The sequence below is a fragment of the Streptomyces sp. NPDC005492 genome (assembly GCF_040605995.1).
Classification (GTDB): Bacteria; Actinomycetota; Actinomycetes; order Streptomycetales; family Streptomycetaceae; genus Streptomyces.
In genome coordinates this window covers 1-23,553 of the sequence record NZ_JBEXDX010000077.1, presented here as the reverse complement: position 1 = coordinate 23,553, position 23,553 = coordinate 1, and the positions used below count along the sequence as shown (strand labels likewise).

Below are 23,553 nucleotides of genomic sequence, written 5' to 3'. Positions count from 1 at the left end.
TATCTAACAACCAGAAGTCCAACCTCGTGTCGTGGTGTTTGGTGAGTTGATCTGGGCGGTTTGATTCCCCCCTCTCCGCGGGCCCCCCCCCCCCGGCGGGCCCCCCCCCGGGGGGGCGGCCCCGGCCACAGTACGAGAGTGCCGCGGAACGGACACCCGGGGAGGGTGAAGACACCCAACCGACCGGATTGTCAGGCGACCGCGGGGTCGAGCAGCCCCGCGCGCAGGCGGCGGAGCATCCGGCTGATGAGCCGGGACACATGCATCTGGGAGATGCCGAGTTCCTCGCCGATCTCGGCCTGGGTGCGCTCCTCGACGAAGCGCATGTGGATGATCCGCCGCTCGCGCTGGTCGAGTTGGGCGATCAGCGGGGCCAAGGAGTTGAGGTCGTCGACCAGTTCGAGCCCGGGGTCGTCCTCGCCTATGACGTCGGCCAGCACGGTCTCGCCCTCGCCACCGGCGTCGGTGCTGAGTGCCGCGTCGAGCGAGGAGGAGGTGTAGCCGTTGGACGCCTTGCGGGCCTCGATGACCTCTTCCTCGGAGAGGCACATCAGCTCGGACAGTTCCCGCGTGGTCGGCGTGCGGCCGAGGCGGGACCGCAGTTCCTCGGTCGCCTTGGCCAGCTCGACGCGGGCTTCCTGGAGTCGGCGCGGGACATGGACGGCCCAACTGGTGTCGCGGAAGAAGCGCTTGATCTCGCCGACGATGTAGGGGACGGCGAACGACGTGAACTCGACCTCGCGGGAGAGTTCGAAGCGGTCGATGGCCTTGATGAGTCCGATCGTGCCGACCTGGACGATGTCCTCCATCTCGTTGTTGCTACGGCTGCGGAAGCGCGCGGCCGCGTAGCGCACGAGGGAGAGGTTCATCTCGATCAGTGTGTTGCGCACGTACTGGAACTCGTGGGTGCCTTCTTCCAGCGAGGCCAGCCGGTCGAAGAACTGCCGTGACAGCTCACGCGCGTTCTTCGGGCTCACCTTCGACGGCTCCGCGATCAGCGGGAGAGGCCCCTCGGCCGTCACCCGCTGCTCTGCCGTGGCGTGTACCTCCACTGCCGTCACGGCTGCCATGTCGCCCACCCCATTCGTCCGAAGGAACTTCTGTCATGAGGCCCCTGCCCCGCTTCTCGCGGCTCACTCCTCCTCATCCGGTCAAATTCGGGGTGCGCACCTCGTTTCCGGTAGGGAGGTTGACCCGGCGGCCGCATTCCACTTCTGTCATGTCTACGACAGTTCAGCATTCCGATTCCCGTTCGACATACCGAATTACCGGATGGGGTGGCCGACTTGAAGACGACCGGAGAAGACCGCATCGATGACGGCGTACCGGACCCGGGCGGGGTGACGCGCCGTCGCGCGCTCCAGCTAGGCGCGGTCGCCGCGGGCACGGCCGCGCTCGACCTGCCCCGGTCGGCTGCCGCTGCCGTCAACGACAGTCCAGCACCGGCCAGTTCGGGGCGTGAGCGGTCGTTCGACGAGGGCTGGCTCTTCCTGCGCGGCGACCCCGCCGGAGCCGAGGCTCCGTCCTTCGACGATGGCTCCTGGCGCTCGCTCGACCTCCCGCACGACTGGAGCATCGAGGACCTCCCCTACGCCCCCTCCACCGACGGCGGTGCGACGAGCGACCCGTCCCTGCTGGTGCTGAAGGACCCCGACCCCACATTGCCCCAACCTCCACAGGTGATCGGCCCGTTCGACACGGGGAACAGCCAGAACGGCGGCTCGACCGGCTACACGGTGGGCGGAATCGCCTGGTACCGCAAGCACTTCGGAACGCCGGCCGGGGACGGGCTCCACACCGAGCTGCGGTTCGACGGCGTCTATCAGAACGCCGACGTCTGGCTCAACGGCGTCCATCTGGGCTTCCACCCCTACGGCTACACGGGGTTCGCCTACGACCTGACCCCGCACCTGAGCCCGACGGGAGCGAACGTGCTCGCGGTCCGCGTCGACAACGGCGGCCGGAACAGCCGCTGGTATTCGGGGTCGGGCATCTACCGGCACACCTGGCTGACGGTGACGGGCGCCGTGCGCGTTCCGCGCTGGGGTGTGCGGGTGACAACACCCGTGGTCGGCAAGGACCGTTCGGTCGCTCGCGTGGAGGTGTCCGTCGCCAACCTCGGCGCGCGTTCCGCGTCGGCACAGGTGCGGGTCACGGTCCTCCACCCGCACCAGCACGTCGTGGCCGTACGACGGACGCCCGCGCAGGGAGTCGCGGCGGGTGCCACCGCCGACTCCTCGGTCGACGTCCCGGTCGCGCGGGCGGCACTGTGGTCCCCGAAGTCACCGAGCCTCTACACCGCGCGCGCCGAGGTGGTGGTGCGCGGGAAGGTCGTCGACACCGTCGACACCCGGTTCGGGATCCGTTCACTGGTCTGGAACGGCGAGGTCGGCTTCCTCCTCAACGACGAGCCCGTCAAGATCGTCGGCGGTTGCGTCCACCACGACCACGGGCCAATGGGAGCCGTGGCGTTGGACCGGTCCGAGGAGCGCAGGGTCGAGATCCTCCAGGAGGCCGGCTTCAACGCGCTGCGCACCGCGCACAATCCGCCGACCCCGGCTCTGCTCGACGCCTGCGACCGACTGGGCATGCTGGTGATGGACGAGTTCTTCGACGTGTGGGACACCGGCAAGAACCCCGACGACTACTCGGTGCACTTCGCCGAGTGGTGGGAGCGGGACCTGACCGGCGCCGTGCTGCGGGACCGCAACCATCCCAGCGTGGTGATCTGGTCGCTGGGCAACGAGATCACCGACTCGACGAACGGGGTGCGGGGAGCCCAACTGGCCGCCCGGCTGCGCTCATTGGACCGGACCCGGCCGATCACCCTGGGCGGTGGCTCGACGTTCTCGGCGGACGATCCGTCCTGGAGCTACGTCGACGTGGGCGATGTGCACTACAACGCGAACGGCAAGGGCTACGGCCCGATGCACCACGCCCATCCCGAGCGGGCGATGACACAGAGTGAGGGTTTCCCCGCGACGATCCACCAGGACACGGCGTTCGTGAACGACAACGCCTGGGCGGTGGGAAGTTGGGTGTGGGCGGCCTGGGACTACCTCGGCGAGTCCGGCATCGGCAAGACACCGATGGCACCGGAGGGGACGGCGGCGGGCATCGGCGACCAGAGCGTCATGCCCGGCTGGTCGATCGCCCGTACGCTGCACCACTCCTGGGGCGGCTTCGGCTACCCGTACCCCTACTTCCAGGGCAACTGCGGTGACATCGACCTGATCGGCCGGCGCAAACCGCAGAACCACTGGCGGGCCGCGGTCTCCGGGCTCAGCCCGGTGGAGCTGATGGTGGAGCGTCCGACGCTGCCCGGCACCGAGCAAGTGGCCGTCTGGTGGGGGTACTTCGACGAGCTGGCGAGCTGGACCTGGGACGTCGAACCCGGCCGGCCGATGACCGTGCACGTCTATACACCGGGCGACAGCGTACGGCTGCTGCTCGACGGCGCCGAGTTTCCCGGCGGTGCGGCGACGGTGCCCGAGCGGGCCACGGCCACCTTCACCGTCCCTTACACGCCGGGCGAGTTGACCGCGGTCGCCTCCCGCGAAGGCCGCGAGATCGGCCGTACGACACTCACGACGGTCGGTGCTCCGGCGGCCCTGCGGCTGGTGTCCGACGTCCCGCACCTCACCACGGGCCGCGACGACCTCGCACACGTGCGCGTCGAAGTCGTCGACAGCCGGGGCCGGTTGGTGCCGGACGCGACGGTGCTGGTGTCGTTCCGGGTCGACGGCGCGGGAGAACTCGCCGCCGTGGGCAACGGGAATCCGCACAACGTGGACAGTTTCCGTCTCCCCCGTCGTCACACCTGGCACGGACAGGCGCTGGCCGTCGTCCGGCCGGCCAAGAGACCAGGCCGCGTCACACTCGTCGCGAGCGCACCCGGACTCCGTTCCACGGCACTGTCCTTGACGGCCCGTCAGTGACAGGGCGGGCGGCTCACGCGCTCTTGCGCCCGACGCCCGCGTAGACCCAGTACTCCGACGGGTTCTCGGGGATCTCGTCCTGCGGGTCCGGGCGCCACAGGGGGACGTAGGCCAGGCCGGGTTCGACGAGGTCGAAGCCGTCGAACAGGCCGAGGATCTCGTCGTAGGAGCGGGCGGTGACCGGTGAGGTGGCCTTGGACCGGTACAACTGCCCCACGGCCGCCGCGGTGTCCGGGCGGTCCTGGTTGGTGGCGTGGCTGAGCGCCAGCCAACTGCCCTCTGGCAGCGCGTCGCGGAACGCGGCGACGATGCCGGCCGGGTCCTCGGCGGGGCTGACGAAGTGCAGGATCGTGATCATCAGGACGGCGACGGGCTGATCGAAGTCGATCAACTTCCGTACCTGCGGGGAGGACAGGACGTCGGCGGGCCGCCGGATGTCGCCGTCGACGATGTCCGCGTCCGGGTTGTCGGCGAGGAGGGAGGCGCTGTGGGCGACGGCCACCGGGTCGTTGTCCACGTAGACCACCCGGGCTCCGGGAGCGGCCGCCTGCGCGACCTCGTGCACATTGCCCTGGGTGGGGATGCCCGAGCCGAGGTCGATGAACTGCCGTACCCCCGAGGCGGCGAGGAAGCGCACGGCCCGGCCGAGGAAGTCGCGGTTGGCCCGGGCGAGGGTGCGCACCTGGGGATCGATCGCCGTGAACGCCGCCACCGCCTCGCGGTCTATGGCGAAATTGTGTTCACCGCCCAGCATCGCGTCGTACATTCGGGCGACACTCGCCTTGTCGGGATCGATCCCCCGCGGCAGACCTCCAGTACCCGGCACCACAACTCCCTCTCAACCGAAGATCCTTGACGCGTCATCATATAGTTGCCTCGAACACCCGACAGGCCGCTTGCCCCCACACCACGCGGCCGGTCCCCCTCCGGAAAGGCACGACCCTGCGGAACGAACCGCTCAGTCACCACGGTGACGCACCCGCTGCCGTCCCCCCACGCCGCAGGCAGGCCTTCGCCCCCGCCGCGGACGTGATCGGCTCGGAGCTGGACCTGCGGCTGACCGGCAGCCATGTCGTGCACGCGCTGACGCCCGGGTTCTGCGACGCGGCGTCGGTGTATCTGCTGGAGCGGTGGGTCGTCGAGGAGAACGCGTTTCCGTCCGTGGATCCGCCGCAGATCGAGGCGCGTCGGCTGGCGGTGCGGGTGGGCACGGAGGCGCCCGAGACCTGGGACGGGGTGCTGCCGGTCGGTGAGGTGATCGTCTTCCCGCGCGAGACTCCGTACGCCCGCGCGCTCGCCACCGGGCACACCCAGATGCTCGACGGGGTGGACCAGCACACCTCGGAGCGGCTGCTGGCCTCGGCGGGCGGGGACGCGCAGAGCATAGACGACCTGCTGCACACGACGTCCTTCCTCGTCGTGCCGCTCCAACTGCGGGGCGCCACCGTCGGGTTCATCGCCTGCACACGCGGCCCGGACCGGGAGCCGTTCCTGCCCGGCGAGGCCGTGGCCGTGGAGTCGCTGGCGGCCCGAGCCGGGGTGGCCCTGGACAACGCGCGCCGCTACGAACGCGAGCGCCGCACCGCGCTGGCCATCCGCAACAGCCTGCTCCCCGACCCCGCGCAGGCGTTCCACGGCTGCCGTATCGCCCACGGCTATCTCCCGGCCGGCCAGGGCAACATCATCGGCGGCGACTGGTTCGACGTCCTGCCACGCCCCGGCGGCCGGGTCGGTCTGGTCGTCGGCGACGCGATGGGGCACGGACCCGAATCCGCCGTCGCCATGATCCAACTGCGCACGGCGGTGCGCACCTTGGCCCGGCTCGACATGGAACCGGCCGAACTCATGCGCCGACTGGACGAGTTGGCCTACGACACCCCGGGCGCGTCCTTCGCGACCTGTATGTACGCCGAGTGGGACGCCGAGGCGCACTCCTGCACCCTGGTCGGCGCCGGCCACCCTCCCCCACTGTTGCGCGGCCCGGACGGACCGGCCGCGCCGGTCACACTGGCCGGCCCGGGGCTGCCGCTGGGGCTCGGCACGGGCAACTACGAGGCGACGGTGCTGAAGGTCTCCGAACCGTCCCTGCTCCTGCTCTACAGCGACGGGCTGGTGGAGTCCCGGCACTCCGACATCGACCAGGAGATCGCGAGCCTGGCCCGCGCTCTGGACACGGCCACCGAGCCCACGTCGTCGACCGCCGGGGACGCGTTCCCCTCGCTGTGCGAGCGGCTGTTGCGCGCCCCGTCGCAGGCGCCCGGGGCGGACGACCGCACGCTGCTGATCGCCGAGCTGACGCCCGCGACCACCTGAACAGGCCGCGGGCGTCCTCGCCCCCTCCGGGTGTCCGGCATCAATAGCCGGTGGTCAGTGTGGCCCAGACGGCCTTCCCGCCGGTGAGCGCCGACCGGTCGACCCCCCAGGTGTCGGCGACCGCCTGCACGATGAACAGTCCGCGTCCGCTCTCGTCGTCGGGGCACGGTTCGCAGCGGGAGAGGCCGCCGCCGGAGTAGTCGTGGTCGTGCACCTCGATGCGCAGTCTTCGGTCGCCGACGAGCCCGATCCCGCACAGGAGCCGGGTGCTGGGCGTGTGGCACACCCCGTTGGTGGCCAACTCGGAGATGAGCAGCACCGCGTCGTCGCACACCTCGTCGGGCAGGCCCCACTTGGCGAGCTGCGTACCCATGACATGACGGGCGACCCGGACGCCGGAGCGATGTGCCGGAAGTTCCAGCCAGTGCGCCAGGTCGGGACTGGCGACATCTAAGAGCTGTGGGGAGGGAGTCGTGTGGGGGGACACGGTGGTTCGCCTTCCATCGGGGGCGGGCGCAGGCGGGAGACCGTCGTCAGCAACAGACCTGCCGGAATGGGGGTGTTCCGGTGCGCGGCCCAGATCGCTCACGCAAGTAACTATGCCCGTAGCTCAGTTCAGGCTGCAACCGACTCCCTGATAATTTCAGACCGACCCTTTCCGTCTGGCGGCATCAGCAAGTCGCTGTCAGACTAACGGCGGTGACAGTCCCTCAGGAGGTTGGGCGTGAGCGAAGCTCGTTCGGGCACCGGCGCCGGTGCACCCACGGTTCTCCGCATGATCCTCGGCCGGCGGCTGCAGGAGCGGCGACAGGGTGCGGGCGTGTCACTGGAGGACGCCGCCAGGGCCCTGCGGGTGAAGACACTGACCATCCGCCGGCTGGAGAAGGCCGAGGTCGGCCTCAAACCCCTGTATGTCGAGAAGCTGCTGGAGACCTACGGCGCCGACGAGCAGGAGATCGAGGAGTTCGTCGCCCTCGCCGAGCGCGCCAACGAGCCCGGCTGGTGGCACGCCTACCGCGATGTGCTGCCCGGCTGGTTCACCGCCTATGTGAGCCTGGAGACCGGCGCCAAGACCCTGCGCACCTATGAGCCCCACTATGTGACGGGACTGCTCCAGACGTACGGCTACGCACGCGCCGTACTGAGCGGCGGCTTCCCGAACGACGGGGACGAAGAGCTGGAGAAGCGGGTGCAGTTACGTCTGCGCCGCCAGAGTCTGCTGGAGAGGCCGGACGCGCCCACCCTGTGGGCCGTACTGGAAGAAGCCGTGCTCCACCGGGTGGTGGGCGGTCCCGCGGTCATGCGGGAACAGATCGACCGGCTCCTCGAGGTCTCGGAACTGGACCACGTCAGTGTCGACATCGTCCCGTTCTCGGCGGGTGCCCACGTGGGGGCGTGCGCACCCTTCACCTATTTCCGGTTCGAGGAACCGGAGCTGCCCGACGTCGTCTACAGCGAGATCCTCTCCGGCTCCATGTACCTGGACCAGCGATCCGACGTCGTGGCCCATCTGGAAGCGCACAACAGGATGTCGCTGCTGACCTCGTCCGCGGACAGCAAGGCGCTCTTGAACCGCATGCGCAAGGAGTACTCATGACCACCACAGACGACCTGGTCTACAACGGGATGCCCGCGTCGAACCTCGGCGAGCAGGGCTGGGAATGCCCCTGGAGCGGTCCCAACGGCGGTCAGTGCGTGGAGACGAAGCAACTGGCCGACGGCCGGATCGCCCTGCGCCAGTCGACCGACCCCGCCGGTCCCGCGCTGATCTACACACCCCAGGAGATGGCCGCGTTCGTCGCCGGCGTCAAGAGGGGCCTGGCCGACCATCTGATGGCCGGCTGAACCAGACCACGGGCGCGAGGGATGGGAGCCGTCCCGGCTGCGATCTGCCCGAGACGCCGACGTACACCACTGGAGAGGCAGAGCATGACCAACCCCCACGCCGCGCGGGACATCGACACCAGCAGGCCGCACTCCGCCCGCATGTACGACTACTACCTGGGCGGCAAGGACCACTTCGAGATCGACAAGCAGGCCGCCGCGTCGGTCGCGGCGGTCTACCCGGCCATCTTCGTCTGCGCCCGCGAGAACCGCGCCTTCATGCACCGGGCCACCCGTGTCCTCGCCCGGGAGCACGGCATCCGCCAGTGGCTCGACATCGGCACCGGCATCCCCACCGAGCCGAACCTCCACCAGGTCGCCCAGTCCGTGGTCCCCGAGGCCCGAGTGGTCTACGCCGACAACGACCCGCTGGTCCTCAAGTACGCCGAGCGCCTGATGCGCAGCACCCGGCAGGGCCGCACCACGTACGTCCAGGCGGACGTCAACGACCCCGAGACACTCCTCAACGCGCCCGAACTCGCCGAGATCCTGGACCTCGGCAAGCCGGTCGCGCTGTCCCTCAACGCGCTGCTGCACTTCGTCACCGACGCCCAGGACCCCTACGGGCTCGTGAACCGTCTGCTGTCGGTGCTCCCTTCGGGCAGCGCCCTGGCCATCAGCCACTGCACGCCCGACTTCGATCCCGACACCTGGGAGAAGGTGACCGCGATCTACAACAACGCCGGGACACCGGTGCAGTTCCGCTCCCAGAAGGACGTCTCCCGCTTCTTCGACGGGCTCGACCTGCTGGACCCCGGCATCGCCATCGGCCACCGCTGGCGCCCCGACGCCGCCGCCGACGCGGAGCCGCCCACGGACGCCGAGGTCAGCCTGTGGACCGGGGTGGGCATCAAGCCGTAGCCGATCTTCCGCGGGCCCCTGGGCGGTTGCCCCGGGGCCCGTTGTCGTGCGCCGGGACGGAGGGACGGGAAAGCCGCCGTAGGACCCCAACGACGTTACGTGTGGGAAACCTTGACGGGCGCTGTGCCGGATGCCACGATTCCGGCGCCGCGATGTTTACGTAAACATCTCCAAGGATCAGGGCCCACCGAGCCCGTACTCCCCCACTCCGAGCCGACCGGGTCCGACGACGGCGAGCCGCCATTCCTGAAAGGGCAAGTCGATGCGCACCATCCCCGCCAGAACCCGCCTGCGGGCCACCTTCGTGGCCGTCGCGATCGCCGCGGTCACCGGCGCCACGCTGGCCGGCAGCCCCGCCTCGGCCGCGCCGGGCACGAACACGTCCCAGTTCAAGGGCGTCAACTGGGCCGACCCGCGCGACAATTACGCCGACGACCCGGTCGTCCTGTCCGGCCTGTCGCTCTCGGACACCTACGCCCAGACGTACACCAAGGCGACCCGCGTCATCGCGGCCTTCCGCGCCAACCTCGGGGCCAACACGGTGCGGCTGCCCATCAACCCCTACACGGTGAACGGCAGTTACTGGAAGTCGTACCGCGGTGTCATCGACGCGGCGACGGCACAGGGCTTCAAGGTCATCGTCTCCTACTGGGAGGGGACGGGCGCCAACAAGGACGGCTTCATCGACGACCCCGCCACCTACTGGCCCATGTGGAACACCGTGGTGAAGGCCTACCGGCACAACCAGCGGGTCTACTTCGAGCCGATGAACGAGCCCCACGGCTACACCGACACCGAGTGGGCCGACCTCGCCGCGAAGTGGCTGGACACGTACTCCCAGGTGCCGCGCGACCGGGTGTTCGTCAGCGGCGCCGGCTACAACGACCACGTCACCACGGTCTGCGCCGACCCGCGTCTGAAGGGCACCTACCTCTCACTGCACCACTACGGCTTCTGGAAGGACTACGCGACCTACGACCAGTGGGTGAGCGACCTCAAGGTGCGCCTCGGCGACTGCGCGAACCGCACCGTGGCCGACGAGTTCGGCGCGCCGATGACCACGGGCCTGGACTACAACGTGCCGACGCCCGACGACAACTCGGTCAACTTCATCCAGGCCGACACCGACACCTTCCGCGAGCTCGGCATGGGCTCGGTCTACTGGCCCGGTCTGCGCACCGACGACACCTACTCGATCCAGAAGCTCATCGGCGACGCCGCCCGCCCCTGGCTGGCCACCACCAACCAGTCAGGCGCCGACCGCCTCGCCTGGGCCTGGGGACGCGGCAGGCCCGTGAAGTCCTGACCCGGTGACGATATGAGCCGTGTCCCCGTACGAGGCGGGGACACGGCTCACGTGGTCGCGGCCTCCGGCGAGGCGACCTCCGTGAGCAGACCGGTCGCCAAGTCGTACACGTACCCCGAGACGTCGACACGGGACGACAGACCGGGAAAGGCGCGCAGACGATCGACGTCCTCGCGCACGGTCGCGGCCGGATCGAGTACGGCGAGAGCGGCGACGGCCGCGTCGTCGTAGCCCCGCCGCTCGGTGAATTCCCCGCGCAGTTCGTCGTCGGCGAAGAGTGCCGAACCGCAGTCGGTGTGATGGATCACCACCAGGTCGAACCAGTCGGCGTCCGGCGTCTTGGCCTCATGCAGATGGCTGATCCAGGCCACGTCCTGAAGCGTCGCGGGGGTGACCCGGCCGCCCACGTTGCGCAGGACGATGGCCTCGCCGAGTTCGACACCGAGGACGGCGGCGGGCTCCACCCGCGGATCGAGACAGGTGATCACGAAGGTCTGCTTGAAGGGGATGAAGGGAATCTCCGGCACGCGGGACTTGGCGTCGGTGGCCGCGAAGGCCTGGTTGCGCTCGACGTATGCGGCGAAGCGGGACACGGTGATCTCCTGCGGAGGCTAGACAGAACGTTCGTTCTTCATGGACCGTAGGCGCGGCCCTCGGACGTGTCAACAGAATGTTCTGTCTCTTAGACTGGCCCCATGCCCACGAAGCCCCCGAGCCCCCGCGAACGCCTGCTGGAGACGGCCGGCCGTCTGTTCTACAGCGAGGGCATCCACACCGTTCCGGTGGATCGTCTGGTCACCCAGGCCGAGGTCACCAGGGCGACGTTCTACCGCCACTTCCCGACCAAGGAGGACCTGGTCGTGGCCTACCTCAGGGCCACCGACGCCCGTCTGCGCGCGGCCGTCGAGGCCGCCGTCGCGGAGGCGGAGTCCGACCAGGGAGTCTCGGCGCTTCTCGACCTGATCGGCGAGGTGACCTGCTCGGCCGGGTTCAGGGGCTGCCATTTCATCAACGCGGCGGCGGAGTATCCCAACGCCTCCGACCCGGTCCGCGAGGCGATCGCCGAGCACCGTGCCTGGTTCCAGGAGACGGTCACCGAACTGGCGGCCAAGGCGGGCCATCCCGATCCCGACCACGCGGGCCGCGTCCTGGTCCTGCTGCACGACGGCGCCCTGTCCAGCGCGGGACTCGACGACCCGGAGGCGGTCCGCGTCACGGTACGACGCGCCGGCCGCGACCTCCTCGGCCTGCCCGACTGACTCCCCGCCCTACACGTCCGGCGCGTAGCGCTTGCCGTCACCCCGGTGTTCCTCCGGCGGCAGATTCCGTCGCGGCGTCTCGACCGGTCCTACGGCGAGACCCCGCGCCCGTCGCCAAGCGGCCCTGGCCCGTGGGTGGTAGCGCCGCTCGAACGGCACCAGGTGCCAGCCGAGTGCGACGGTACGACCCACCAGCCACAGCCCGAGCGCGCTCCGGCGCGACCAGCGAAAGCCCAACTTGGCGCGCACGGTGGGCGGATACATCCCGATGGTGAGCCACACGAACGACCGCGTCACCGGAACCCGGACCACCCTCCACACCGCGTCGGGCAGCCACGTCAGCGCGGGCGGCCTGCCCAGGCGACGGATGTCCAGCACCGCGCGCGCCGCCCCGTTGTCCTCCAGCACCTCGGCACACATCCGCTCGAAGTAGGCGCTGAATCCCGCCCAGTCGGCCGGAGCGGTCCGGTCGCTGACCCCGTACAGCCCGTACCACTGGAGGCTCTCCGCGTAGTACCGCTCCTTCTGTCTCCGCGTCATCGGCCGGCCGAAGTACTGGCACACCAGCACCGGGACCATGACGAACGTCGCGTGCGCCCAGAAGAACGTGTCGGGGTCGAGCGCGTGGTAGCGCCGGCCCCTGCTGTCGACGCCCTTGATGCCGACGTGGTAGTCGCGCACCTCCCGGGCCGTCCGGGCCGCGTCCGGGCCGTCGTAGATCACCCCGGCGATCGGGTACAGCGAGCGGAGCAGCCGCTCCCAGCGCTCGTCGAAGAACCGCGAGTGTTCCTCCACTCCCGCGCCGAGGCCGGGATGCATGTTCTGCATCGACCCGGCCCAGAGACTGATCAGCATGCCCCGCCAGTCGCTGAAATACCGCCAGGCCAGGGACGAGGGACCGAGCGGCTCGGGCATCGGCCGTTCGCCGGGTGTGGTCATGGGCCGCTCCCGCCTTCCGAGTCGTCCTACAGGGCCCACCAGCAGTACAGCCGACGGTCCTCCGCCGTCGCTCTCCGCGCCAGACCGGACAGCAGGTGGAGCAGTTCCAGTGTCCGCTCGGGCGGGAGATCCATCTCTTCCACGGCCAGGAACGGCCCGGCCGCCAGCTCCAGTTGGGCACCCGACGCGGTGGCCAACGCGTCCCGGAGTGTGTCCGAGACGCTGATGACGAGGGCTTCTTCGGCCTCGGGGTCGGAGAGCAACTCCCCGGAGCGCGGACGTGCGCGCGCCTCGTCGTAGGTGCAGTCCGTGAGGATCCCTTCCAGCCGTGCCATGACGACCACGGGGTCGATGCCCTTCAGCGGCAGCACGTCGAAGGCCGTCGCATCCGGTCCGCCCGGCGCGCGGAGCACCGCCACGGCGACCTCGTCACTCGCGGCGGAGAAGTAGTCGCACATCACCATGCCCCAGATCTTGCCCGATACCGGACCTTCGGGAGCCGCTGTCGTACGGTTGGCCCATCGGAGTGGGTGATCATAGGGGTGGAAATGGCTTTTTCCGAGGGCGAGCCGCCGCGCACGATACCCGGCATCCTGCGGGAGCACTCGGATCGGATCGGCGACAGGACCGCCTACCGGGACGACCGACGTGCCGTCACCTACGGGGAGTTGGAGCAACGCACCGCCCGGCTTGCGGGACATCTCATACGGCTCGGGGTTCGGCGCGGGGACCGGGTCGCGATCCATCTGGGCAACCGGGTGGAGCTGGTGGAGATCTGGCTCGGTGTGCTGCGCGCCGGGGCGATCGGCGTACCGCTCAACCCCGGTGCTTCGACAGACGAGTTGGCGTATTTCCTCGACGACAGTGGAGCCGTCGCAATCGTCACCGGGGAACCGGTCGCCGCACCGATCGCCCAACTGGCCGCCGGACAAAGGGTGATCGTCGTCGGACAGGACGACCCGTCCGGTGACACGGTCGCCTTCGAGACCCTCGCCCGGACGGATCCGGGTATCGCGCCCCGGGACGACCTCGGGCTCGACGATCCGGCCTGGATCCACTACACCTCGGGCACGACCGGGCAGAGCAAGGGTGTGGTCTCCACCCAGCGTTCGGGCCTGTGGTCGGTGACGGCGGGCTATGTACCGGCGTACGGGCTGGAGCAACAGGACCGACTGCTCTGGCCGTTGCCGATGTTCCACGCCCTTGGCCATTCCGTCTGTTTGCTGGGCGTCATGTCGGTCGGCGCGAGCGCGCGCATCCTCGCGCCGGGCGCCCAGGTCGCCGAGGCACTCACCGCCGAACCGTTCACCGTCCTGGGCGGGGTACCCGCCACCTATCGTCTCCTGTTGGAGTCGCTGCGGGAGACGGCGCGTCCGGTGCCCGCGTCGCTGCGGGTCTGCGTCAGCGGAGGGGCCCCCTGCTCCCCCGAACTGCGCGCCGAGGTCGAACAGGCCTTGGCCGCGCCACTGCTCGACGGGTACGGCTCCACGGAGACCTGCGGGAAGATCGCGATCGAGCGGCTCGGCGACCGCCGTGACGACCCCGCCCGCGGTTTTCCGCTGTTGGTGCTGAGCGTCCGGATCACCGATCCCGCCACCGGTGCGGAGGTCGGTGACGGGGACGAGGGCGAGATCTGGGTGCGCGGTCCGGGGCTGATGACCGGCTATCACAACCGTCCGGACGCGACCGCGAAGGCGTTCACCGACGGCTGGTACCGCACCGGGGACCTCGGTCGGCGCGACGCGAACAGTCACCTTCATGTCACAGGCAGGGTCAAGGAGCTCATCATCCGGGGCGGTGCGAACATCAACCCCGCAGAAGTGGAAGGGGTGTTGCTCGCCCTCCCCGATGTCACCGACGCCGCTGTGATCGGCCGACCGCACGATGTGCTGGGTGAGGTGCCGGTGGCCTTCGTCGTGCCCGGCCCGGACGGGGTCGACACGGCACGAATACTCGCCGCCTGCCGCGCGCGCCTGTCCGGGTTCAAGGTGCCGGACGAGATCTATCGGACCGCGTCCCTCCCCCGCACCGCGACCGGCAAGATCGCCCGGGCCACGCTCACCGAGGAGCTGCCGGAGCGCATCGCCGTGGAGCGTGCGACCGCGTCCGCCGTGCTGCGCGAGCGCCTCGCGGTCGCCTCCGACGCCGTACTCGACCTGATCCTCGAAGTGACGGCTCGGACCCTGGACGTCCCCGAGTCGGACCTGGACCCCGAAGTGCCGTTCGCCGCACAGGGATTGACCTCGCTCGGCGGTGTGCTGCTGCGCGACCGGCTCGGCACGGCGACAGGCCTTGCGCTCCCCGCGACGCTCGTCTTCGACCACCCCACGCCCACCGCAGTGGCAACGCTCGTGCGCAACTCCCTGTACGGCGACGGCATCCCGGGCGCCGCGCGCACGTCCGGCGACATCCACCGCACCGAACCCGGGGAGCCCATCGCCGTTGTCGCCATGGCGTGCCGCTACCCCGGCGGTGTGGAATCCCCGGAGGATCTCTGGCAGTTGGTCTCCGACGGCACCGACGCGACCTCCGGCTTCCCCACCGACCGTGGCTGGAACGTGGCCGACCTGTACGACCCGGACCCCGATCGCCTCGGCACATCGATCACCCGCCGAGGCGGGTTCCTCCGCCGCGCGGCCGACTTCGACGCGGCCTTCTTCAGCATGTCGCCCCGCGAGGCACTCGCCACCGACCCGCAGCAACGTCTGCTCCTGGAGACCAGTTGGGAGCTGCTGGAACGGGCCGGCCTGGACCCCACCGGTATGCGCGACAGCGACACCGGCGTCTTCGTCGGCGTCATGCACGCCACCTACGCGAGCCGTCTACTGCGCGGCGCCGGTCACGAGTTGGAGGCGCATCTCGCCCTCGGCTCGGCCGGCAGCGTGGCCTCCGGCCGTATCGCCTACACGCTCGGGCTGCGCGGGCCCGCCGTGACCGTGGACACCGCGTGCTCGTCCTCACTGGTCGCCATGCACTCGGCCGTACGCTCCCTGCGCGAGGGAGAGTGCTCCCTCGCCGTCGCCGGCGGAGTCACGATCATGGCCTCGCCCGGACCCTTCATCGCGTTCAGCAGGTTGCGCGGGCTCGCTCCGGACGGCCGCTGCAAGCCCTTCTCGGCGGCGGCCGACGGCACCGCCTGGGGCGAGGGAGTCGGCCTGGTCCTGCTGGAACGGCTCTCCGACGCACGGCTCAACGGCCATCCCGTGCTGGCCGTGCTGCGCGGTTCGGCCGTCAACTCCGACGGCGCGTCCAACGGGCTCACCGCGCCCAACGGCCCCGCACAGCAACGGGTGATCCACGCGGCGCTGGCCGACGCGGGGCTGTCCCCGGCCGACATCGACACCGTGGAGGCACACGGCACGGGCACCGCGCTCGGCGACCCGATCGAGGCACAGGCGCTCCTCGCCACCTACGGCCGGGACCGTGCCGCCCAACGCCCGCTGTGGCTCGGCTCGTTGAAGTCCAATCTCGGGCACACCCAGGCCGCGGCCGGAGTCGGCGGCGTCATCAAGACCGTACTGGCGATGCACCACGACCGGCTCCCCCGCACCCTGCACGCCGACGAGCCCTCACCGCACGTGGACTGGTCGTCGGACACGGTACGGCTCCTGGCCCGGGACGAGGAATGGCTGCCGGAGCCCGGCCGGCCGAGGCGGGCGGCGGTATCGGCGTTCGGCATCGGCGGCACCAACGCCCATGTGATCCTGGAGGAGCCCGAGCCGGACCAGGTCGCCGCCGCGTCCCCTCGTCGCACGGCGACGCCCCCACTGCTGCTCTCGGCCGCGAGCCCGGCCGCCCTCCGGGCCCAGGCGGCCCGCACCGCAGTTCTTCTCCGCGAACACCCCGAACTCGACCTGCTGGACGTGGCGTTCACCCTCGCCACCACCCGGGCCGGACTCCCCCTCCGAGCCGCTGTCACGGCCGCCGACCGGGCGACCACCCTGACCTCCCTCGACGCCCTGACAGAGTCCGCACCACCGCACACCACCGCCGCCCGCTCGGCCCTGTTGTTCACCGGCCAGGGAGCCCAACGCACCGGCATGGGCCGAGAGTTGCACGACGCCTTCCCCGTGTTCGCGAGCACCTTCGACGCCCTGTGCGCACGTTTCGACGCGCATCTGGAGCGTCCGCTGCGCTCGGTGCTGTGGAACGCCGACGAGAGCGCGCTGCTGGACCGCACGGACTTCGCCCAGGCCGCCCTGTTCACCTTCGAGGTGTCCATGTTCCGGCTGCTCGCAGCCTGGGGCGTACGGCCGGACTTCCTCGCCGGGCACTCGATCGGCGAGTTGTCGGCGGCCCACTGCGCGGGCGTGCTGTCCGAGGCCGACGCCGTCGAACTGGTCGCGGCCCGCGGGAGGTTGATGCGTGAGCTGCCGGAGGGCGGTGCCATGGTGGCGCTCGACGCCACCGAGGCGGAGGTGACGGCGGAGCTGACCGAGGGGGTCGCGATCGCGGCCGTGAACGGGCCTCGCGCGGTCGTCGTCTCCGGATCGGACGGGCCGGTCCTCGCGCTCGCGGAGCGGTTCGCCGCACGAGGCCGCCGTACCGTGCGGCTACGGGTCAGCCACGCCTTCCACTCCCCTCTCATGGAACCGATGCTCGCCGAATTCGGGCGTGTCGCGGCCGAGTTGACGTACGACACGCCCACCGTCCCGGTGCTGTCGGGCCTGACCGGGCGGCCGGTCACCGGGGAGGAGCTGTGTTCGGCCGCGTACTGGGTGCGGCATGCTCGGGAGGCCGTGAGGTTCGGGGATGCCGTGCACTGGCTGGCACACGACGGGCGGGTGACCGCGTTCACCGAGATCGGCCCGGCCGCCCAGCTCACGGCCCAGGCCGCGACGGCTCTGGCCGGGGCCGGCAAGGAACACCTCTTCACCGCCATGGCCCGACGCGACGGCTCGGAGCCGCAAACGGCGCTGGACGCGCTCGGCCAACTCCACGTCCATGGCATGCCGTTGGACTGGCACCGGGTGTACGCGGACAGCGGCGCCCGACGGGTCGACGTGCCGACCTATCCCTTCCAGCGGCAGCGCTACTGGCTGTCCGACACCGGCACCGACGCGACCGCCGGTTCCGGGCATCCTGTGCTGACGCAGACGATCACCGTGCCGGGTACGGAACGCCTGCTGTGCACCGGCCGGCTGTCCGGCGGGGGCCAGCCCTGGCTGCGCGACCACGTCGTGGGCGGACATGCTCTCGTGCCCGGCGCCGCCTTCGCCGACCTCGTGCTGCATGCGGGCGACCTGTGCGGTCTCGCCGTACTGGAGGAACTCGCCCTGCTGAACCCGTTGTTCCTGCCGGACGACGAGGAGGAGGCCATCCAGGTCCAGGTGGTCCTGGGCGAGCCGGACGACTCCGGGCGTCGCGCGGCGGATGTGTACGCGCGGTCCGAGGAGTCCGGTGCGCTCGGCGCCTGGACGCAGCACGCGACCGGTCGGCTCGGCCCGGCCGTGCCGGGTGGCGCGTTCTCGCTCACCGAGTGGCCGCCCGCAGGTGCCACGAGGGTGGATCTCACGGGCGCCTACGACCGGGTCGCGGCGGCCGACCTGGCCTACGGTCCGGCGTTCCAGGGTGTCACCGCGTTGTGGCGCCGGGACGAGGAGCTGTTCGCCGAGATCGGCCCGGCGCCGGTCACGGACGCCCGTCGCCACATCCTCCATCCGGCCCTGCTGGACGCCGCCCTGCACTCGGGGCTGCTCGCCGAACCGCCCACCGGCCCGCCCCGTCTCCCGTTCGCCTGGCGGGGCCTGGCCCTGTACTCCACAGGCGCGACGGCCCTGCGCGTCCGCATGACGACGACCGGCCCCGACTCCATCGCCCTCGACCTCGCGACCGTCACGGGCGCGCCCGTGGCCCGGCTGGAGTCGATGACCACCCGACCGGCTCCGGCGATGGGTCCCACCCCGGCCGGAGAGCTGTACCGGCTGCGCTGGACGGGTGTGCCGGACGCCGGTGAAGCGCCCACCGTGGCGGTGTCGGAGACCGACGACCTCGGCCTGGCCGCGTTCCTCGCCTCCGCGGACGACGAGGCGACCCGGTCCGAGGCGGCGCCCGAGATGGTCGTGGCGTCCCTGGCCGCTCCCGGCGGCGCCGACCCGGTCGCCGAGTCCCGCGAACTGACCGTACGAGCCCTGGAGTTGCTCCACACCCACCTCCCCGGTCCCGGGCGGCTGGCCGTGGTCACACGCGGTGCCGCCGACACCTCTCCCGACCTGGCCGCCGCCACGGTCTGGGGGCTGCTGCGGACCGCACAGGCCGAGTACCCCGGCCGTCTCACCCTCGTCGACATGGACGACCACCCCGCTTCGCTACGTCAGTTGCCCGCCGCCCTCGCCACCGGAGAGCCGCAACTCGCGGTCAGGGATGGCAGGTTGACTGTGCCCCGGCTGGCACCCATCCTCGGTCCGACGGCCGGGGGCTCCTTCGGCGATGGCATCGTCCTCATCACGGGCGGCACCGGATCGCTGGGAGCGATGCTGGCTCGACACCTGGTCGACCGACACGGAGTGCGGCGGCTCGTACTCCTCAGTCGGCGCGGCGAACAGGCCCCGGGCGCACGGGAGTTGCTGAACGACCTCAAGGGCACGGGCGCCCAGGTGGACCTCGTGGCCTGCGACATAGCCGATCGCGCTCAAGTGGCCGCCGTTCTCAAGACGTTCGGCGCCGACCTAACCGCCGTAGTGCACGCGGCCGGTGTCCTGGACGACGGCGTGCTCGCCTCGATGACTCCTGAGCGACTGTCGACCGTCATGCGGCCGAAGGCCGACGCGGCTTGGCAGTTGCACGAGTCGACGAAGGATCTACCACTCTCGCGGTTCGTGCTGTTCTCTTCCGCGGCCGGGCTGTTGGGCAACCCCGGACAGGCCAACTACGCGGCGGCGAACTCCTTCCTGGACGCGCTCGCCCGCCACCGCGCGGCGCTCGGGCTGCCCGCCCTGTCGCTGGCCTGGGGAGCGTGGGCGGACGAGGAGGGCATGGCGGCGCGCAGCGGCCGGGTCCACGGCGGGCCGGTGCGGGCGGTCTCCCCGGAGCAGGGACTCGCGCTCTTCGACTCCGCGCTCGGCAGTGACGAACCCTTCCTGGCGCCACTGCCGTTGGACCGCTCACCCAGCATGGTCCCCGTCCCGCCGCCGCTCCGCGCACTGCTGCGTTCGCAGCGACAGTCCGCCCCCGCGACGGCAGCGGCCGGAGACGGAGTGCCGGACGACGAGGCCGGTTCCTGGCGGAACCGTCTTGCGCAACTGCCCCTGCCCGAGCGGCTTCCCGCGTTGCGGGCGCTCGTCCGGACCGAAGTGGCCGGTGTCCTCGGACACACGGACGCCGACGCCGTCGACCGGGACTTCTCGGAACTCGGCCTCGATTCCCTGATGCAGGTCATGCTCTGCAACCGGCTGAGCCTGCTCACCGGAACACCGCTCGCGGTCACCGTGGCCTACGACTGGCCGGACACGGAACAACTCGCCGAGCACCTGTACGGCGAGCTGCGCGGCGCGTTGCCCGACGGGGGGAACGCCGCGGCCGTACCGTCACCGGCACGGCCGCGAGCGCGCGGAGCCGGGCAGTCGCTGCCCGCCCTGTACCGGCGGGTCTGCGAGGCCGGTGACGTCGTATCGGCCATGCACCTTCTGGTGACCGCGTCGATCGGAGCACCCGTCTTCGGGCCCGAGGAGGCCGCCCGGCACGCGCTGCCGCCGCTGAGGCTGGCCACGGGGACCCGGGGTCCCGCCCTCGTCTGTGTTCCCGGTTTCGCCACCACCCTCGGCCGACCCTGGTACGCGGGGCTGGCCCCCTGTTTCGAGGGCGAACGGGACGTCTTCGAGGTGCGGCACTCAGGCGTCGACCACGGCGAGGCGGTGGCGCGGGACCTGGAGACCCTGATGGAGACGCACGCCACGACCGTGCGGCACCAACTCGGCGACCGGCGCCATGTGTTGGTCGGCCATTCGATGGGCGGTACGGCCGCCCACGCCCTCGCCACCCGGCTGGCGGCGCTCGGTGCTCCCCCGGCGGGGCTCGTGCTGATCGACGCCTACCACATCGCCCCGGACCGGGAGGCCGAACCCTGGCTGCTGTCGCTGCCCGCCCGGATTCCGCTGGCGGTCGGCGAGAGATTCGACACGTTGGTCGGTGATCTGGCGCTGTTGTCCCTGGGCGCGTACACCCGGATGTTCCGGGGCTGGCAGCCCGAACCCACGCGCGTGCCCACCCTCTTGGTGCGGGCCTCCGAGCCGCTGCCGGACATGCCGCGGGAGTGGCGTTCGTCCTGGCCGCGCGTACGGGAAACGGTGGACACGGCCGGCACCCATCTCAGCATGCTGGAGGAGGACGCCCCGACGACGGCCAAGGTCGTCCGCGACTGGATCGACACGCTCGGGTAACCGGGCAGGACACCGAATATCTATGTTCGCGACATGAGAAACGGAATTGACGTCCGCACGCGGACGATCGCGCCGTGCTACTATTGATCTCAGTTGCAGTTGTGGTTGCCAAACCCTTCAGATGCCCACACCACCCTCCGAGGCGGTGGAGCATTTTTTTGTGTGTCCGGTTTCTTTCCGGCGGGGTGATCATCACGGCGACACGGAGCCCGCACAGTGCAGGCTCCGCTGACCGCCCCGAAGGAGAACAAAATGGCCAGTGGCACCGTGAAGTGGTTCAACGCGGAAAAGGGTTTCGGCTTCATCGAGCAGGACGGTGGCGGCGCTGACGTCTTCGCCCACTACTCGAACATCGCCGCCCAGGGCTTCCGCGAGCTGTCCGAGGGCCAGAAGGTGACCTTCGACATCGCGCAGGGCCAGAAGGGCCCGACGGCCGAGAACATCGTCCCTGCGTAACACCGACGTTTACTTCGCAGCTGGGGCCCGCACCTTGGGGTGCGGGCCCCAGCTCGCTGCATTTCCCATGCTATCGGCGCTATTCCGCCGAAGCCACCGGCTCGTTCTTGCGATTCCCTGCGCCGTTCATTCACCGCGGGAATTCCTTGATACGTGCCATATCAAGGAAGGTTCCACATTGAACCGCGCACGAACAAATGAACGTTCCAATGACCGCTTCGCACGGAAGCGCAATGGAAATCCGGAATCCGGAAAGGGCGGCTACCGCTCGGCGGCCTCCGCCGGCAACCGCTCCGGAGCGCCCCGTCGCGCCAAGGGCAACGGCGGCCGACCGGCCGCCCTCCAGGGCGAGTTCGCCCTCCCGAAGACGGTCACGCCCGGCCTGCCCGCCGTGGAGTCGTTCGCCGAACTCGACATGCCCGCGAAGCTGTTGGCCGCGCTCACCCAAGAAGGCGTCACCGTCCCGTTCCCGATCCAGGCGACGACCCTCCCCAACTCCCTCGCCGGCCGTGACGTGCTCGGCCGCGGCCGCACCGGCTCCGGCAAGACCCTCGCCTTCGGTCTCGCGATGCTGGCCCGCACAGCGGGCCGCCGGGCCGAGCCTCGACAGCCGCTCGCGCTCGTCCTGGTCCCCACCCGCGAGCTGGCCCAGCAGGTCACCGACGCGCTCACCCCGTACGCCCGTGCCGTCAGCGTGCGGATGACCACCGTCGTCGGCGGTATGTCGATCGGCCGGCAGGCCGGGGCGCTGCGCGGTGGCGCGGAGGTCGTGGTCGCGACGCCGGGACGGCTCAAGGACCTCATCGACCGCGGCGACTGCCGACTGGACAACGTCACCATCACCGTCCTCGACGAGGCCGACCAGATGGCCGACATGGGCTTCATGCCCCAGGTCACCGGGCTGCTCGACCAGGTGCGCCCGGGCGGTCAGCGGATGCTGTTCTCGGCGACGCTCGACCGCAATGTGGACCTCCTGGTCCGCCGCTACCTGACCGACCCCGTCGTCCACTCCGTCGACCCCTCGGCGGGCGCGGTCACGACGATGGAGCACCACGTCCTGCATGTGCACGGCACGGACAAGCAGCGGGCGACCACCGAGATCGCTGCGCGCGACGGCCGGGTCATCATGTTCCTGGACACCAAGCACGCGGTGGACAAGCTGGTCAAGCACCTGCTGAACAACGGCGTCCGCGCGGCCGGTCTGCACGGCGGCAAGTCCCAGCCGCAGCGCACCCGCACCCTCGCCCAGTTCAAGGACGGGCATGTGACGGCGCTGGTGGCGACCAACGTCGCGGCGCGCGGCATCCACGTCGACAACCTCGACCTGGTCGTCAACGTCGATCCGCCCACCGACCCCAAGGACTATCTGCACCGCGGCGGCCGTACGGCCCGTGCGGGCGAGTCCGGCAGCGTCGTCACCCTGGTCACCCCCGACCAGCGCCGTGACTTCACCCGCCTGATGACCGCGGCCGGCGTCACTCCGGAGATCACCCCGGTCCGCTCGGGCGAGGAGGAGCTGACCCGGATCACGGGCGCCCAGGCCCCGTCCGGTGTTCCGGTCGTCATCGCCGCGCCGGTCGTGGAGCGCGAGCGCACCCGCCGCGGTCCGTCCTCCTCGTCGTCCCGGGGCCGCCGCGGCCGTCCCGGCGCCGAGGGCCGGACCGGTGGTGGCGCGGCTCGCCGCAGCAGCGGCGGAAGTGGCGGCAGCCGGGGGCAGCGGCGGTCGTCGTTCGGCTCAGCGGCCTAGGGATCAACTCGGCTCCTTCGGGAGCCCGTTCGGACGGCATCTCCTTCTCTCTGTGAGGCAACATGCGTTGTGTCATCGCCCGGTATCCCTTCGACCTCACCAAGCTGGGAGTGCTGGAGACGATGAAGGGCATCAAGCCCGAGCTGGTCACGGGTGAGTCCGTGACCATCGGGCGGCGCCGCTACCCCGTCAAGCAGGTGGGCCGGATCATCACCCGGCAGGACCCGCGCGACTTCACCAGCGGCGAGGTCGTCCGGGCCATGACCCGGCTCGGCTTCACCTGCCACGGCCTGCCCGAGGCGGTCCCCGTGCACGCGCTCACACCGTTCGAGAACGCGTCGGCGCTGCTGGGCAGCGGCGCGCCCCAGGACGTGTAGAAGCGACACCAGTAGATGTGTATAGTCCCGCCCCATGGATTCCGGTGTCGAGCTTGTGAAGCGCGCGCACGTCGACCTGCTCAGGGTCGCCACCG

General features: G+C 70.5%; 17 protein-coding genes. 11 read left to right on the top strand and 6 right to left on the bottom strand.

Features of this window, described 5'->3' with window-relative positions:
- Positions 1-191 precede the first annotated feature (191 nt).
- Positions 192-1,070, bottom strand: a complete 879-nt coding sequence (locus tag ABZT04_RS44070; protein ID WP_356065816.1) for an RNA polymerase sigma factor SigF — start codon at positions 1,068-1,070, stop codon at positions 192-194.
- A 216-nt stretch (positions 1,071-1,286) separates the two neighbouring features.
- Between ABZT04_RS44070 and ABZT04_RS44065 the strand changes: the two genes are divergently transcribed.
- Positions 1,287-3,938 (top strand): glycoside hydrolase family 2 TIM barrel-domain containing protein, encoded by a 2,652-nt coding sequence (locus ABZT04_RS44065; protein WP_356065813.1) that lies wholly within the window; start codon positions 1,287-1,289, stop codon positions 3,936-3,938.
- Positions 3,939-3,951: 13 nt separating this feature from the next.
- Here the strand turns inward: ABZT04_RS44065 and ABZT04_RS44060 are convergent, their stop codons facing one another.
- Positions 3,952-4,767 carry an SAM-dependent methyltransferase gene (locus tag ABZT04_RS44060; RefSeq protein ID WP_356065810.1) on the bottom strand — a complete coding sequence of 272 codons (816 nt, stop codon included), beginning with the start codon at positions 4,765-4,767 and terminating at the stop codon, positions 3,952-3,954.
- A 200-nt stretch (positions 4,768-4,967) separates the two neighbouring features.
- Here ABZT04_RS44060 and ABZT04_RS44055 point away from each other — a divergent pair, with 200 nt between their 5' ends.
- Positions 4,968-6,251, top strand: coding sequence for a SpoIIE family protein phosphatase (locus ABZT04_RS44055; protein ID WP_356065807.1), 1,284 nt, complete (start codon positions 4,968-4,970; stop codon positions 6,249-6,251).
- A gap of 40 nt (positions 6,252-6,291) precedes the next feature.
- Here ABZT04_RS44055 and ABZT04_RS44050 read toward each other — a convergent pair whose 3' ends face one another.
- Positions 6,292-6,738, bottom strand: a complete 447-nt coding sequence (locus ABZT04_RS44050; RefSeq protein WP_356065804.1) for an ATP-binding protein — start codon at positions 6,736-6,738, stop codon at positions 6,292-6,294.
- Between the two features lie 237 nt (positions 6,739-6,975).
- Here ABZT04_RS44050 and ABZT04_RS44045 point away from each other — a divergent pair, with 237 nt between their 5' ends.
- From ABZT04_RS44045 to ABZT04_RS44030, 4 genes are all read left to right on the top strand, one after another.
- Positions 6,976-7,848: a helix-turn-helix transcriptional regulator gene (locus ABZT04_RS44045; protein ID WP_356065801.1), complete on the top strand. Its 873-nt coding sequence runs from the start codon at positions 6,976-6,978 to the stop codon at positions 7,846-7,848.
- Entirely contained in the window at positions 7,845-8,096 is a 252-nt protein-coding gene (locus ABZT04_RS44040; protein ID WP_355914553.1) for a DUF397 domain-containing protein, read from the top strand. Before ABZT04_RS44045 ends, ABZT04_RS44040 begins: the two co-directional genes overlap by 4 nt.
- A gap of 84 nt (positions 8,097-8,180) precedes the next feature.
- A complete protein-coding gene (locus tag ABZT04_RS44035; RefSeq protein ID WP_356065799.1) occupies positions 8,181-8,996 on the top strand; it encodes an SAM-dependent methyltransferase in 816 nt (271 codons plus the stop codon).
- A gap of 262 nt (positions 8,997-9,258) precedes the next feature.
- On the top strand, positions 9,259-10,302 hold the full coding sequence (locus tag ABZT04_RS44030; protein WP_356065796.1) for a cellulase family glycosylhydrolase: 1,044 nt from the start codon (positions 9,259-9,261) through the stop codon (positions 10,300-10,302).
- 47 nt (positions 10,303-10,349) lie between these two features.
- Here the strand turns inward: ABZT04_RS44030 and ABZT04_RS44025 are convergent, their stop codons facing one another.
- Entirely contained in the window at positions 10,350-10,895 is a 546-nt protein-coding gene (locus ABZT04_RS44025) for a carbonic anhydrase (protein WP_356065792.1), read from the bottom strand.
- A 102-nt stretch (positions 10,896-10,997) separates the two neighbouring features.
- On the opposite strand from ABZT04_RS44025, the gene ABZT04_RS44020 reads away from it, so the two are divergent.
- Entirely contained in the window at positions 10,998-11,561 is a 564-nt protein-coding gene (locus tag ABZT04_RS44020; RefSeq protein ID WP_356065790.1) for a TetR/AcrR family transcriptional regulator, read from the top strand.
- A gap of 9 nt (positions 11,562-11,570) precedes the next feature.
- Here ABZT04_RS44020 and ABZT04_RS44015 read toward each other — a convergent pair whose 3' ends face one another.
- Entirely contained in the window at positions 11,571-12,500 is a 930-nt protein-coding gene (locus ABZT04_RS44015; protein WP_356065788.1) for an oxygenase MpaB family protein, read from the bottom strand.
- A 26-nt stretch (positions 12,501-12,526) separates the two neighbouring features.
- On the bottom strand, positions 12,527-12,964 hold the full coding sequence (locus tag ABZT04_RS44010) for a hypothetical protein (RefSeq protein WP_356065786.1): 438 nt from the start codon (positions 12,962-12,964) through the stop codon (positions 12,527-12,529).
- 84 nt (positions 12,965-13,048) lie between these two features.
- Between ABZT04_RS44010 and ABZT04_RS44005 the strand changes: the two genes are divergently transcribed.
- From ABZT04_RS44005 to ABZT04_RS43990, 4 genes are all read left to right on the top strand, one after another.
- On the top strand, positions 13,049-20,878 hold the full coding sequence (locus ABZT04_RS44005) for a type I polyketide synthase (protein ID WP_356065785.1): 7,830 nt from the start codon (positions 13,049-13,051) through the stop codon (positions 20,876-20,878).
- 252 nt (positions 20,879-21,130) lie between these two features.
- Positions 21,131-21,334 (top strand): cold-shock protein, encoded by a 204-nt coding sequence (locus ABZT04_RS44000; RefSeq protein WP_356065783.1) that lies wholly within the window; start codon positions 21,131-21,133, stop codon positions 21,332-21,334.
- Positions 21,335-21,512: 178 nt separating this feature from the next.
- Positions 21,513-23,081, top strand: a complete 1,569-nt coding sequence (locus ABZT04_RS43995) for a DEAD/DEAH box helicase (protein WP_356065780.1) — start codon at positions 21,513-21,515, stop codon at positions 23,079-23,081.
- A gap of 62 nt (positions 23,082-23,143) precedes the next feature.
- Positions 23,144-23,458 carry an SCO5918 family protein gene (locus ABZT04_RS43990; protein WP_355914578.1) on the top strand — a complete coding sequence of 105 codons (315 nt, stop codon included), beginning with the start codon at positions 23,144-23,146 and terminating at the stop codon, positions 23,456-23,458.
- Positions 23,459-23,553 lie beyond the last annotated feature (95 nt).

Coding starts and splice junctions, on each gene's coding strand:
- ABZT04_RS44070 (WP_356065816.1), bottom strand. CDS start 1,070: ATGGCAGCCGTGACGGCAGTGGAGGTACACGCCACGGCAGAGCAGCGG.
- ABZT04_RS44040 (WP_355914553.1), top strand. CDS start 7,845: ATGACCACCACAGACGACCTGGTCTACAACGGGATGCCCGCGTCGAAC.
- ABZT04_RS44035 (WP_356065799.1), top strand. CDS start 8,181: ATGACCAACCCCCACGCCGCGCGGGACATCGACACCAGCAGGCCGCAC.
- ABZT04_RS44030 (WP_356065796.1), top strand. CDS start 9,259: ATGCGCACCATCCCCGCCAGAACCCGCCTGCGGGCCACCTTCGTGGCC.
- ABZT04_RS44020 (WP_356065790.1), top strand. CDS start 10,998: ATGCCCACGAAGCCCCCGAGCCCCCGCGAACGCCTGCTGGAGACGGCC.
- ABZT04_RS44015 (WP_356065788.1), bottom strand. CDS start 12,500: ATGACCACACCCGGCGAACGGCCGATGCCCGAGCCGCTCGGTCCCTCG.
- ABZT04_RS44010 (WP_356065786.1), bottom strand. CDS start 12,964: ATGGTGATGTGCGACTACTTCTCCGCCGCGAGTGACGAGGTCGCCGTG.
- ABZT04_RS44005 (WP_356065785.1), top strand. CDS start 13,049: ATGGCTTTTTCCGAGGGCGAGCCGCCGCGCACGATACCCGGCATCCTG.
- ABZT04_RS44000 (WP_356065783.1), top strand. CDS start 21,131: ATGGCCAGTGGCACCGTGAAGTGGTTCAACGCGGAAAAGGGTTTCGGC.
- ABZT04_RS43990 (WP_355914578.1), top strand. CDS start 23,144: ATGCGTTGTGTCATCGCCCGGTATCCCTTCGACCTCACCAAGCTGGGA.